This window comes from Prochlorococcus marinus XMU1411, assembly GCF_017696075.1.
GTDB lineage: Bacteria > Cyanobacteriota > Cyanobacteriia > PCC-6307 > Cyanobiaceae > Prochlorococcus_A > Prochlorococcus_A marinus_V.
In genome coordinates, this window is the sequence record NZ_JAAORI010000002.1 from 124,796 (window position 1) to 137,764 (window position 12,969).

Consider the following 12,969-nt stretch of genomic DNA (forward strand, 5'->3'; position numbering starts at 1 on the left):
AAAATTAGGCTTCTTTTCTTTCTATTATCCAATATTTTTTATCTTTAGGAATCAATCTCCAATTACGCCATTCAAAAAGTGAATATAGTTTGATCTTTAAATGGTTTTCTTCACCTAATAAAGTGCTTAGTTCTGGTGAAGTTAACAAATACTTTTTGTCGGCAAATTTTTGAATTAATTCATACCTTGAAAATAATTCCTGAATTTCTGAAGGGGCATTTTTTTCAAAAAAGTCAGCTGAAGATTCTGACTCCTTTAATTTACTTTCTAAAGATATACCTTTGCTATAGTTAGTTGCGATTTTATCAACTCTATCATTTTGTTTGTCACCACTATGACCCTTAACATATTCCATTACAAGGCCATTAATTCTTAATTGATCAATTTTTTGCCATAAATCAAGATTTTGAACTGATTTTCCTGAGCTTGTTTTCCATCCATTTCTCTTCCAATTAGTAATCCATTTTGTATAACCTTCTATGACATATTTACTATCAGTTCTTAATTTAAAGTTCTCCTTTAATTTATAGGTTTTTAATTTCTCAAGTGTTTTTATGGCCGCAGTGAGTTCCATTCTATTATTGGTAGTATTTTGCTCGGAACCACCTATTTCTAATTCACTTTTGTCTGCAAAAATTATTAGTCCACCCCAACCACCTGGACCTGGATTACCACTGCAGGCTCCATCAGTTGCAGCTTCAATTGCAATACTATCAATATTCATAATTTTTGAAGCCGATATAAAGTCTATCGGCTTGAAAAAATATTCTCTTACTTAAGTGTAACTTTACCGCCAGCTTCTTCAATCTCTTTCTTTAAAGATTCGGCATCTGCTTTAGCAATTCCTTCTTTTACTGTTTTTGGTGCAGATTCAACAAGTGCTTTTGCATCGCCAAGACCTAGACCAGTTGCATTTCTTACAACCTTAAGTACTTTGATTTTTGCAGCTGCATCAAAGCTTTCGAGAACTACATCAAATTCAGTTTTTTCCTCAGCAGAGCCACCATCTGCGTCACCGCCAGCTGCGCCAGGAGCTGCCATAACTACACCTGCAGAAGCTGCAGCAGATACACCAAAAGCCTCTTCAATTTGCTTTACAAGCTCAGATGCTTCTAAAAGTGATAGAGATTTTAATGATTCAAGAATTTCTTCGGTTTTTGCGGACATTTTCTTAAAAGTTAATTAGGTTTTGAATTTAGGATTCTGATTTTTCAGAATGTTGTTTAAGTGATCTAGCAAGTCCAGAAGGTACTTCATTAATAGAGATCGCAATTTTTGTTGCAACGCCATTAAGAGCGCCAGCAATTTTTGCCATCAATACTTCTTTAGATGGAAGACTTGCAATTTCTTTTATTTCAGAATCGCTAAGAAGTCTGCCTTCAAATAAAGCTCCTTTGGTCTCGGATTTTTTGGTGTCTTTTTGAAAAGATTGGATTGCTTTTACAGCACCACCAACATCTTCTTTAATTAAGACAAAAGCATTTGTTCCGGTCAGTAAAGATTCAAGATCGTTCCAATTACTATCTCCATCAATAGCTTTGCGCATTAATGAATTTTTAGTAACTTTGCAGATGCCGTTAGTTGTTTGCAATCTAGATCGCAAATCTGACATCTCTTTGATAGTTAAACCTTTATAGTCAAGAACTACAGCCATTTCCGAGTCGTCTAAAAGAGATTTAATCTCAGTAACGATTTTTTGCTTATTCTCTAGTGTTCGGCCCATTGATGTTTTTTGGATCGTAATTTAGGGAGAGCAGGAAATGCGGCAAAGTTCTTTAAAAGAGGCCGCTTTTATTAGATCCAAAAAGAAATAATTTAAGACGAGTCCTCGGTAGGAATTAAAAATTTAGAAAAACTAAATCAACCTACTTTCTTTGGCCGTATTATTGCAATCTAATTATACTACAAAGCGTTAACCTTCAGGTTGGTAATCTTGTACAGCATTTATGTCAACTTGAACTGAAGGCCCCATTGTTGAAGTTACATAAAAAGTTTTCCAATACTTTCCTTTAGCTCCACTTGGTTTATTTTTATCAATTGATTCTTGTAAGGTTTTTAAGTTATCAAATAGAGCCTCTTTTGTGAAACTTGCTTTTCCAAAGCGGACATGAACGATACCAGCCTTATCTGCTCTAAATTCGAGCTTACCAGCTTTGAATTCTTTTATTGCATTAGCAATGTCATTAGTTACTGTCCCAGCTTTAGGATTAGGCATTAAACCTCTAGGTCCTAAAACTCTTCCTAATTTTGCAACCTTTGGCATCATATCTGGAGTTGCAATAAGTAGATCAAACTCCATATTTCCTTTGTTGATGCTTTCTACAAGATCTTCTTCGCCAAATAAATCTGCACCAGCAGCCTTAGCTTTCGACACATTCTCACCGCTTGTAATTACTGCAATTTTGATACTTTGACCAGTACCATGTGGCAATGCAACAGTGGTCCTTAATTGTTGATCAGTATATTTTGGATCAATACCTAAACGTATATGTGCTTCAATAGTTTCATCAAATTTTGCATTAGCATTTTCCTTGATAATACTAAGAGCTTCAAGTGGTGCGTAAATGCGATCTTCTATCTTGGTTGATAGAGCCGCCATTCTTTTGGATAGTTTTTTCATAATAATTTTGGGTGCAAACGGTTATTAACTAACCTCCCCTAAATAGTGAGCAATTTTGTCTTGAACTCAATCAGTGATAGAGACGCCCATATTGCGAGCAGTACCCTCAATTACTTTCATTGCTGATTCAACACTAGAACAGTTTAGATCAGGAAGCTTAGTTTTGGCTATTTCTTCTAATTGAGCTTTACTTATATTCCCAACTGAGCCTTTTGCGGATTCTCCTGATCCTTTCTCTATACCAGCTGCTTTTGTTATTAAGACGGAAGCAGGCGGTGTTTTTGTGATAAAAGTAAAGCTTCTATCTTCAAAAACAGAAATCTCAACTGGAATTACAAAACCTGCTTTATCTTGTGTTCTTGCATTGTATTCTTTACAAAATGCCATGATATTTACACCATGTTGTCCTAAAGCTGGCCCTACGGGGGGAGCAGGATTGGCTTTACCTGCTTGTAAAGCAAGCTTGATAACTGCAACAATTTTTTTTGCCATTAGATTTGAGAATTTAAGCTGAGGTAGAAAATCATTATTTTACTCGATAAACAAGAACAATTAGAAATTAATTTTGTTTATTGATTTGGGAGAACTCTAATTCTACAGGAGTCTCGCGCCCAAATATTGAAAGTAATGCTTTTAATTTATTTCTTTCTCCAGAAACTTCTATAACTTCTCCCTGGAAATCCTTGAATGGACCACTAGTTACTATAATTCTATCTTTTTCTTCTATATCTAACTTGACTACAGCTTTTTTCTCAGATGCGCGCTTAAAGATTCTATTAACTTCTTGTCTGGATAATGGTCGAGGTTTGATATGACCACGTGATCTTCCGCTACCTCTACCGTCTTCAGCACCAACAAAATTAATTACATTTGGAGTACTTTTTACAGCCATCATTGTGTCTTCATCCAAAATCATTCTTACTAGGACGTAACCTGGGAAAACTTTTTCTTCAGTTGTTTGTCTACTTCCATCCTTTTTTAATTTAATTCCAGGAGTTTGAGGAATTTCAATTTCAATAATTCGATTATTAACTCCTAAAGTAACTGCTCTCTGTTCAAGAGTCGCTTTTACTTTTTTTTCACAGCTTGAAGCTACTTGAACTGCATACCATCTTGCGATGCTAGTGTTCGCTTTTGAAGAAGCAAGGTTTGTAGTCAATTCATTACTCATTTTTTTCTGGAAGCTTAATTAAGATCTTTATTAATGGATATTCGGGAGATAATTCAACCAAAAATTTGCGAGGCTGCCCATCCATAGAATCTGCTGACAGATGCTATCGCTGCCGCAGAAAAGGATACCATAATTATAACCGCTACTGATTCGCTAAAAAGTTGTTGTTTATTTGGCCATACGACAAGTTTAAGCTCATCGTAGGTAGAGCTAAAAAAATTATTCTTTTTTTTAGGCTCTTCAATTTCAGTAGAATCTTTTTTAAGAGGTTCTTTATTAGTAGTAGGACTTGTCACAAGATTTTTTGGAAATTAAGCTTTATGCTTTAGTTTTTATTTTAGCTTATTGATTTACTCCTCAGCTAGGTTTGAAAACGATCTCATCTTTTTTAGCAGGGTTAAGTTTAATTGTGATATTTTTTTTGTTTTTAAATTCATCCTCCAAAAGTTTTGCAGCCAAGGGATTTTCTATTTGTCTTCTAAGTTCCCTGCTAAGTGGCCTAGCACCATATTCAGGTTCGTAAGAATCGTTTGCAATTTTGTTGATAACTTTTTTGTCTATAGCGATATTTATTCTCTGCTCAAGTAGCAGGTTCTTTAAATCTTCTGTTTGTAGAATGATTATTTTTTGAAGTTCATCGATAGATAATGGATCAAACTTTACCACTTCGTCAATTCGATTTAAAAATTCAGGTCTAAAAATTGAAGACAATGCATTACTAATTGAATCATCTAGAGTTTGTTGATCTTTTTCTAACTTTCCCTCACTTTTAGAAATCTTTTGTGAATACTCCAGTATAGATTTACCAGCTAGGTTACTTGTCATAATGATTACCGTATTTTTGAAATCTACGGTCCTTCCTTGAGAGTCCGTTAATCTTCCTTCATCCAAGACTTGCAAAAGGATATTAAATACTTCTGCATGTGCTTTTTCTATCTCATCAAGAAGTATTACTGAATAGGGTTTACGTCTTACAGCTTCAGTTAATTGACCTCCCTCTTCATAACCAACATAACCTGGAGGAGCTCCTAAAAGTCTTGCTACGGCATTTTTCTCCATATATTCACTCATATCTAATCTTAAAAGTGCGTCTTCTTCATCAAATAAAGCTGTTGCAAGAGATTTTGCTAATTCTGTTTTACCAACACCAGTAGGACCCATAAATAAAAAAGATCCAATAGGTCTTTTAGGACTTTTCATGCCAACTCGAGCTCTTCTAATTGCAGCAGAAACAGCTTCTATGGCTTTTTCTTGTCCAATAACTTTTTCACTTAGTTCTGTTTCTAGATTAATTAATTTCTTACGTTCATTTGAAACTACTTTAGAAATTGGAATACCTGTGATTTTTGATATAACATCTGCAATATCATCCGGTTCAACTTGATATTTAAAAGGGAAATTTCTATTTTTCTTTATTTTATTAAAGTTATCTTCAACTTTTTGTATGTCATTCTCTATTTCACTTAACTCTTCTTCAAGCTTTTCTAAATAATCTAGATCATTTTCAATTTCGCGATTTGATATATCTTTAATTTGTTTGGTTAGCTTATCTTCTTCTTTCATTAAAAAAGATAATTCCACCATTTCTTCACGTAAATTGTTCCAATTTTCCAAAAGAACGTTCAATTTTGCCTCTGATTGTTGTCTATTATTCAATAGTTTTTCTTGAGCTTCGCTATTTTCTCCTTGCAAATTATTCAATTTTTCATCAATAGTATTAAGTTTCTTTTCTTGTTGGAGAATCATTTGAGGCATATTATTAGACTCGATTTTTAACTGTGCAGCTGCTTCATCAATTAAATCTATTGCACTATCCGGGAGACATTTATCGCTGATGTATCTATCGGCTAATTTAGCAGAATAGTTTACAGCCTCTTCAGAAATTTTTATGCCATGATGTAATTCATATTTCTTTTTGATCCCTTGTAATATTTTTGCGCTTAATTCTACTGAAGGTTCATTAACAGCTATCTTTTGAAAGCAATTATTTAATGCCTGATCTTTTTCAATAGTTTCACGAAATTTCTCAGGTGTTGTTGTACCTATACATCTAAGTTCTCCTTCAGCTAGTAAAGGTTTTAAGATATTACTGATGTCGGTAGAAGATCTGTTAGAACTTAATATTGAGTGAATTTCATCAATAAATAGAATCATTCCTTGGTTTGGATTATTTAGTTCTTGCATTATTAAGCTTAGTCTTTCCTCTAGTTGACCTCTAAATTTGGTCCCAGAAACTAATGCACCTAAATCAAGTGAAATAATTTTTAAGTCCTTTAAAGTATCAGGAACTTTTTTGTCTACAATTAATTGAGCAAGTAATTTTGCAATTGAGGTTTTACCAACTCCAGGATTGCCAATAAGTATAGGGTTATTTTTGTTTCTTCTGCAGAGTACCCTCATTAAATTATTGATCTCATTTTCTCTTCCTAAAACGGGATCCAGTAAGCCTTTTTTAGCTGATTCTGTTAAATCTTTTCCATAAATTGAAAGAGCATTTTCATCTTTTCCAATTTGTTTTTTGGTTTCAATTTGAAGTTCACTTTTCGGTAATGGAACAATAGCTTTTTTCAATTTTTCTTCTTTAACTGAAGTTTCTTTCTCTGATTCAAAATTAGATTGATTATTTATTTCAATTACATTCCCATAATTAAATGAATCTTTTGATTGATTAATATTTGGGTAAAACTTTAATTCTTCCTCTAATTTTTCCATTGAAAGGTTTGCTTCCTCAAAAACATAATTTCCAATTCTTAAATCTCTTCCAAGAGCAATTAGTAAATGAGGGATTTCTATTAATCTCGATCCCCATTGAGTTTTTATCTGATTCGCGTTATCTAATAAAATTTCTAAATCTTCTCCGATAGTAAAAATATCTGACTCATTTATTGGTGTATCTTCTAAAAAATTTTCTGTTATGTCTAAAACTGTATCTTGGTCGATTGATAATTTTTCAATGAAAGCAAAGAATTCACTTGATGAGAACAATGTATGAATTATGTGTTCAATATTAAATTCGCTATGATCCCATTTTTTTGCGGTTTCTTCCCCTAATAAGAGAAGGTTCCAACTGATATCGCTAAATAGTTCAGGACTGGATGTAAGGGTTTCTCTCATAAACTATAAAACTACAGTTGATTATTAATTAATATTTTAAATAGGATCTGCATTAATAATCATCCAATAATTTTCAAATTGTAAGATGAATTCCAAAAATATTTTTATGAGAGGGGTTGCAGGGACTTTGGAATTAATAAAAGTGTTAACTAATATCTAAACTGTTATGAAACAAAAAATTATAATTGTTTAACATATATATTTCAGATATTAGCCAAATAGTTCAGCTATTAATAGGATTTAAATAGTAATAATTAAATTGTGAAAGAAACTATTGATTTTCTTATTGATACTGTTGAAGCAAGGCAAGTCCTTGATTCAAGAGGTAATCCAACTGTAGAAGCAGAAGTATTTTTGGAATGTGGTGCAAGTGGTAGAGCAATTGTTCCCAGCGGAGCTAGCACTGGTGCTCATGAGGCACATGAATTAAGAGATGGTGGTTCGAAATATATGGGGAAAGGCGTTTTGAATGCTGTTAATAAAATTCATGAAACAATATCGCCGGCTTTATGTGGTTTGTCATCTTTAGATCAAACTGCAGTAGATAAATTAATGATTGAAATTGATGGCACTCCTAATAAGTCTAACCTTGGAGCAAATTCAATCCTAGCAGTAAGTCTCGCAACTGCTAGAGCATCAGCAAATGCTTTAGACATTCCCCTATATAGATATCTTGGAGATCCATTATCCAATCTTCTTCCAGTCCCATTAATGAATGTAATAAATGGTGGTGCTCATGCACCAAATAGTCTTGATTTTCAGGAATTTATGCTTGTCCCACATGGAGTTAATAATTTCAGTGAATCATTAAGAATGGGTACTGAAATTTTTCACTCATTAAAATCATTACTTGATCAAAAAGGTCTATCTACTGCTGTAGGCGATGAGGGTGGATTTGCCCCGAATTTGTCATCAAGCGAAGAGGCAGGGGACTTATTATTAGAAGCAATTCAAAAAGCCGGGTTTAAGCCTGGTGAGCAGGTATCTTTAGCTTTAGATGCTGCTAGTACTGAATTTTATAGTGATGGTACTTATAAATATGAAGGGAAAAGTTTAAATAGTTCTGAAATGATTTCATATCTTTCAAGACTAGTTTCTAATTATCCAATAGTTTCAATAGAGGACGGTTTGGCTGAGGATGATTGGGAGGGTTGGTCAGAATTAAACAAAGAATTAGGAAATAAAGTTCAGCTTGTAGGTGATGATTTATTCGTTACTAATACAGAAAGGTTAAGGAAAGGGATTATGGAAAAATCTGCTAATTCAATCCTAATAAAGGTAAATCAAATTGGAACATTAACTGAAACTTTGGAAGCTATTGAGTTAGCTAAAATGTCTGGTTTCACAAGTGTTATTAGTCATAGAAGTGGTGAGACTGAAGATACAACAATTGCAGATTTATCAGTCGCCACAAGATCCGGTCAGATCAAGACTGGCTCTTTGAGTAGAAGTGAAAGGATTGCGAAATATAATAGGCTTTTAAAAATTGAGGAGGAATTGGGAAATCAAGCAAGATTCGCTGGGGCTTTAGGTTTAGGTCCCAAAAATATATAGTTTTTTATCGCTTAAGTTTTTCTAATCTTGAGCCTTTCCTCATACTTAATTGGCATTTTATCCAATCAATACTTATTGGTAGTGCAAAGAAAAGTGGCAACAATGCAAAATTATTTTGTTTATTGGTAACAAGTAAAGCAGATGCAATTGATAAGCTGCCTATAAGAATTGAATGGCCTAAGGTTTTTTGAGCAGTAAACATTTTTTTGAATTGCCTATCAGACTCTCCCATTCTTATTTGTAATTGTAAATCGCCCTGCTCTAATCTTTCTAAACTTTCATCTATTCTTTTGGGAATTCCAACAGCTTTAGATCCTAGTTCACCTACTTGCCTTCCAAATTGGTTAATTAAATCGTTGGGAGTTTGATTATTTGAAGTCATAAGTTCTATTAAATAGGGCTTGGTAACTGATACAAGGTTAAACCCTGGATCAAGCATTCTACCAACTCCTTCAAAAGTTGATAAAGCTCTCATCACAAAGATTAAATCTACTGGTAGTTGAAATGGTGTTTCATAAACAAGTTCGTATAAATCTCCAGATAATTTTTCAATAATATTTGGACTAAATGGTGGAGTTAAAGCTTCTTTAAGCATCAGTCTGACTAATCTTCTGACCGGTCCTACTTCAATATCTTTTGAAATTAGCCCAGCTTGTTGTAATTGACTAACAAGTGATGAGGCATCTCTTAATGCAGCAGCCTTAACCATCCCCCCTAATCTTGTTTGAAGATTATTTGAGATATTGCCCATCATTCCAAAATCATAAAAAATCAATTTACCTTCCCTTGAAACTGCTAGATTCCCTGGATGAGGATCTGCATGAAAAAAACCGTAATTTACTAATTGTTTTAAATAGCTTATGGCACCTATTTCTGCAGTTTTAGATAAATCAATTTCTTGTGATTGTAATTTTTCTAAATCGCTTATTTTTGTTCCTTCCAGATAACTTAAACAAAGGACTTTTTCACTGCTCATATCCCAAATTACTTCAGGAACTTCAATATTTTCATCATCAAGAAATTGCTGTCTAAATCTTGCTGCATATTGTGCTTCACAATTAAAATCAAGCTCCTTCATGAGAACTTTCCTACACTCCTTGGCAATCTCAACCCAGTTTCTACCTCGACTCCAATTCTTATTTTTCTGCAACAATCCTGCAATTTGCTGCATTATGCCCAAATCAATAATAAATAATTCTTTTAAATTGGGTCTTTGAACTTTAAATACTACTTTCTTACCATCTTTTAAAGTCGCCCTATGAACCTGGGCTAGTGATGCTGATCCAACCGGATCACCTTTTATTTGATCTATTTCATTAAACTTAGACCCTAGTTCTTTTCTTATAGTTTCTTCAACTTGCACAAATGAAAAATTAGGAACTTGATCCTGCAATTTAGATAATTCCTGTATCCATGTATTAGGAATTAAGTCAGGTCTCGCTGATAATAATTGTCCAATTTTAATAAATGCTGAACCAAGCTTTATTAATTGATTAGTAAAACGCCTAGCTCTTTTAACTTGGACCCTACTTATTTCATTCTTCTTAGTTTGGAAAATTGTAAATCTAATATTATCTATCCACAAATTTATTAAAAGTGAAATCAGAGTTATCCAAATAAGAAAGGCCCTCTTCAATTTTTTTAAACGATAATGAAGAATGTGAAAACTCATTTAATTTGATTATTTATTTTTAGTTTTATTAAAGAGATCAATTTGTTTATTGATACCTTCAATTTCATCCAAAGCTTTTTTTATTTTGGAATCTTGATAAGTATTTGCAGACTCATTTTCTTGAATATTTTCGGCTTTTTTCATTCTTGAGGCTTCGTCGATTATTGATTCTTTCAAACTATCAAATTCTTTTTTGAGAATTTCTGGAGCGTCTTGAGCAATATTTGTTGCCTCTTCAATTTTGTCAACCAATATCTCGTTTAATTTTTCGGTTACTTTCTTAATAGCAGCTTTTAAAAGGTAATCAGAGTTGGTCATGAAAAATATATGTTCTACAGCAATTAATTCTGCTATATGAACTAATAATAGATCAATACAGAACATTTCACGTAACTGATAATTTTGATAATTAATTTTTTATGTTTTTCCTATGTAAGTTTGTTTCTATATTATGCTTTTTTCTCTTTTTTCTTTTAACTTATATCTATACATAGGTTTAGGTATTTACATTAGAATATCTTTTAACCAAGAACTCATCTAACTAACTACTAAAAAGGAGTTTTATTACATTGGAAATCATTGAATCAGATGTAGTTATTATCGGAGGAGGTCCGGCAGGATGTACTTGCGCGCTTTATACATCTCGTTCAAACTTAAAGACAGTAATTTTAGATAAAAATCCATCTGTTGGCGCCTTAGCAATAACTCATCAAATAGCTAATTATCCAGGTGTTCAGGTTGATATAAGTGGGGAGAAATTACTTTCTCTTATGAGAGAACAGGCTGTGCAATACGGCACAGACTATAGAAGAGCACAAGTGTTTGGAATAGACGCTAATGGAGAATGGAAAATGGTTTATACACCCGAGGGCACTTTCAAAGCTAAAGCACTTGTACTTGCAAGTGGAGCTATGGGTAGGCCTGCATCATTTAAAGGTGAAGCGGATTTTCTTGGCAAAGGAGTTAGTTATTGTGCTACATGTGATGGGGCTTTTTATAAAAATAGAGAAGTTGCCGTTGTTGGAGTGAACAAGGAGGCAATTGAAGAGGCAACTGTTCTAACTAAATTTGCATCAACTGTTCATTGGATTACATCAAGCGATCCTAAATCAGATAATGAAGAAGCTATGGAATTGATGGATAATTCAAATATAAAACATTGGAGCAGAACAAGATTATTGGAAATATTGGGTGATGATATGGGCGTTAATGGAGTTGTTGTAAAAAATAAGCAAGAAGAAAATCCTATTAATTTAAATTTAGATGGAGTATTTGTTTATATGAGTGGTTCAAAGCCAATTACTGATTTTTTAGGGGATCAAATTGCTTTAAAAGAGGACGGAGGAGTTATTGTTGATGACTTTATGTCTACAAATTCTGATGGAGTTTGGGCTATTGGAGATATAAGAAATACACCATTTAAGCAAGCCGTTGTTGCAGCTTCTGATGGATGTATTGCTGCAATGTCAATTGATAGATATTTAAATAGTCGAAAGAATATAAGAGTAGATTGGATCCATTCTTAATAACTAATTATTAAATCTTTAATTTAGAGCGGAGTTGCTTCAGAAATATAAGCTACTCCTCCGTAGTAGCTTAAATCGTCCCTGATGTTATCTCTCATTTTATCTATTAATTCTTGCTCACAAAAAACAATTACATGAGCATTTGCCCCTAATCCTGTAAATTCCATGTCTTCAGTAACAACTCTTTCAGGCCCTCTGCCTGTGGCATGTTTCATAACTGTATATCCAGGAACATTTGCTTTTTCTAAAGTTTTAATGATTGCATCTAGTTCTCTTTCACTAAATATAAGGTCTAATCTTTTCATTTTTATAAAGGGGAAAGTGGGATAATGGTATTTACTAAACTCATATATATTGGAATGCCAAGAACTATATTGAATGGGAAAGTTAGACCTAGTGTTGTTGAAATATAATAACTAGATTTAGCTTCTGGAACTGTCATCCTCATAGCTGCAGGAACTGCTAAATATGAGGCACTTGCACATAAAACCACGAATAAAAGTGCATTGCCAGGTCCTAAAGATAGAAATCTTGCAACGAAAACACCTATAAATGCATTAAATAGAGGCATGAAAATTGCAAAACCAATCAAGAATGAACCTGCATTTTTCAGCCTCGGTAATCTTTGAGCAGCGACTATTCCCATATCTAACAAGAAAAAGCATTCTGCTCCATAGAATAATTGTCCAGTAAATGGCTCCATTTTTGTAATCCCTGAGGGATTACTTGAAGCAGTCAAAAATCCCACAATTAAGCTTGAAAGCAATAAATACACTGATCCATTCAAAAGGGATTCATGTAATATTGCGCTTAGATGCATTTTCCTTGATTTGGGTCTATTTTTGGGGGCTGCAAATTTTACTAGTAATAATCCAACAATTATTGCAGGAGATTCCATTAAAGCTAAAGCGCCAACCATAAACCCATCAAAAGCTATTTTTTGACTTTCTAAAAAGCTTTCTGCAGAAATAAACGTAACAGCACTTATTGAACCGTACGCTGCAGCTATTGCTGCTGAATTAAAGACATCAAATTTAAATCTTAAAATTAAAAATCCAACCAGTGGGATTAATAGTGACATTAGTATTGCAGCGCTTAATGTCGGCAATACTTGGTCTGTAAACCCACTTTTTTGTATCTCTATACCTCCTTTAAACCCAATAGCTAAGAGAAGATATAAGGAGAAGAGTTTAGGTAATGGAGCTGGTATTTCTAAATCAGACTTAAAGAGTACTGATATTGCTCCAATTAAAAAGAAAAGGACTGGCGGGGCTAATACATTTTGCAGAATTGGATTTATTTCCATAAATTA

General features: G+C 33.4%; 14 protein-coding genes. 2 read left to right on the plus strand and 12 right to left on the minus strand.

Annotated features, from left to right (window positions below; genetic code table 11):
- Nucleotides 1-4: 4 nt before the first annotated feature.
- The 8 genes from rnhA to HA145_RS01125 form a co-directional block, all read right to left on the minus strand.
- Entirely contained in the window at nt 5-724 is a 720-nt protein-coding gene (gene rnhA / locus HA145_RS01090) for a ribonuclease HI (protein ID WP_209127487.1), read from the minus strand.
- Between the two features lie 47 nt (nt 725-771).
- Nucleotides 772-1,167 (minus strand): 50S ribosomal protein L7/L12, encoded by a 396-nt coding sequence (rplL, locus tag HA145_RS01095; RefSeq protein ID WP_209127488.1) that lies wholly within the window; start codon nt 1,165-1,167, stop codon nt 772-774.
- A 28-nt stretch (nt 1,168-1,195) separates the two neighbouring features.
- Nucleotides 1,196-1,723 (minus strand): 50S ribosomal protein L10, encoded by a 528-nt coding sequence (gene rplJ, locus HA145_RS01100; protein WP_011817695.1) that lies wholly within the window; start codon nt 1,721-1,723, stop codon nt 1,196-1,198.
- 189 nt (nt 1,724-1,912) lie between these two features.
- Complete coding sequence (rplA, locus tag HA145_RS01105; protein WP_011862247.1) at nt 1,913-2,620, minus strand: 50S ribosomal protein L1; 708 nt, start codon at nt 2,618-2,620, stop codon at nt 1,913-1,915.
- A gap of 66 nt (nt 2,621-2,686) precedes the next feature.
- Nucleotides 2,687-3,112: a 50S ribosomal protein L11 gene (gene rplK / locus HA145_RS01110; protein ID WP_002805232.1), complete on the minus strand. Its 426-nt coding sequence runs from the start codon at nt 3,110-3,112 to the stop codon at nt 2,687-2,689.
- Nucleotides 3,113-3,179: 67 nt separating this feature from the next.
- Entirely contained in the window at nt 3,180-3,791 is a 612-nt protein-coding gene (nusG, locus tag HA145_RS01115) for a transcription termination/antitermination protein NusG (RefSeq protein WP_209127489.1), read from the minus strand.
- Nucleotides 3,792-3,844: 53 nt separating this feature from the next.
- The gene (gene secE, locus HA145_RS01120) at nt 3,845-4,087 is read right to left on the minus strand and encodes a preprotein translocase subunit SecE (protein ID WP_209127490.1); all 243 of its coding nucleotides are present in this window, start codon (nt 4,085-4,087) and stop codon (nt 3,845-3,847) included.
- Between the two features lie 61 nt (nt 4,088-4,148).
- Nucleotides 4,149-6,905, minus strand: a complete 2,757-nt coding sequence (locus tag HA145_RS01125) for an ATP-dependent Clp protease ATP-binding subunit (protein WP_209127491.1) — start codon at nt 6,903-6,905, stop codon at nt 4,149-4,151.
- A 261-nt stretch (nt 6,906-7,166) separates the two neighbouring features.
- On the opposite strand from HA145_RS01125, the gene eno reads away from it, so the two are divergent.
- Complete coding sequence (gene eno, locus HA145_RS01130; protein ID WP_209127492.1) at nt 7,167-8,459, plus strand: phosphopyruvate hydratase; 1,293 nt, start codon at nt 7,167-7,169, stop codon at nt 8,457-8,459.
- Between the two features lie 4 nt (nt 8,460-8,463).
- Here the strand turns inward: eno and HA145_RS01135 are convergent, their stop codons facing one another.
- Together HA145_RS01135 and HA145_RS01140 are read right to left on the minus strand one after the other, a co-directional pair.
- Nucleotides 8,464-10,131: an ABC1 kinase family protein gene (locus tag HA145_RS01135; protein ID WP_209127493.1), complete on the minus strand. Its 1,668-nt coding sequence runs from the start codon at nt 10,129-10,131 to the stop codon at nt 8,464-8,466.
- 9 nt (nt 10,132-10,140) lie between these two features.
- A complete protein-coding gene (locus tag HA145_RS01140) occupies nt 10,141-10,449 on the minus strand; it encodes a hypothetical protein (protein ID WP_209127563.1) in 309 nt (102 codons plus the stop codon).
- Between the two features lie 251 nt (nt 10,450-10,700).
- Between HA145_RS01140 and HA145_RS01145 the strand changes: the two genes are divergently transcribed.
- Complete coding sequence (locus HA145_RS01145; RefSeq protein WP_209127494.1) at nt 10,701-11,657, plus strand: NAD(P)/FAD-dependent oxidoreductase; 957 nt, start codon at nt 10,701-10,703, stop codon at nt 11,655-11,657.
- A 23-nt stretch (nt 11,658-11,680) separates the two neighbouring features.
- Here HA145_RS01145 and HA145_RS01150 read toward each other — a convergent pair whose 3' ends face one another.
- Together HA145_RS01150 and HA145_RS01155 are read right to left on the minus strand one after the other, a co-directional pair.
- Complete coding sequence (locus HA145_RS01150) at nt 11,681-11,962, minus strand: P-II family nitrogen regulator (RefSeq protein ID WP_002805886.1); 282 nt, start codon at nt 11,960-11,962, stop codon at nt 11,681-11,683.
- 2 nt (nt 11,963-11,964) lie between these two features.
- Entirely contained in the window at nt 11,965-12,963 is a 999-nt protein-coding gene (locus tag HA145_RS01155; RefSeq protein ID WP_209127495.1) for a sodium-dependent bicarbonate transport family permease, read from the minus strand.
- Between the last annotated feature and the right edge of the window lie 6 nt (nt 12,964-12,969).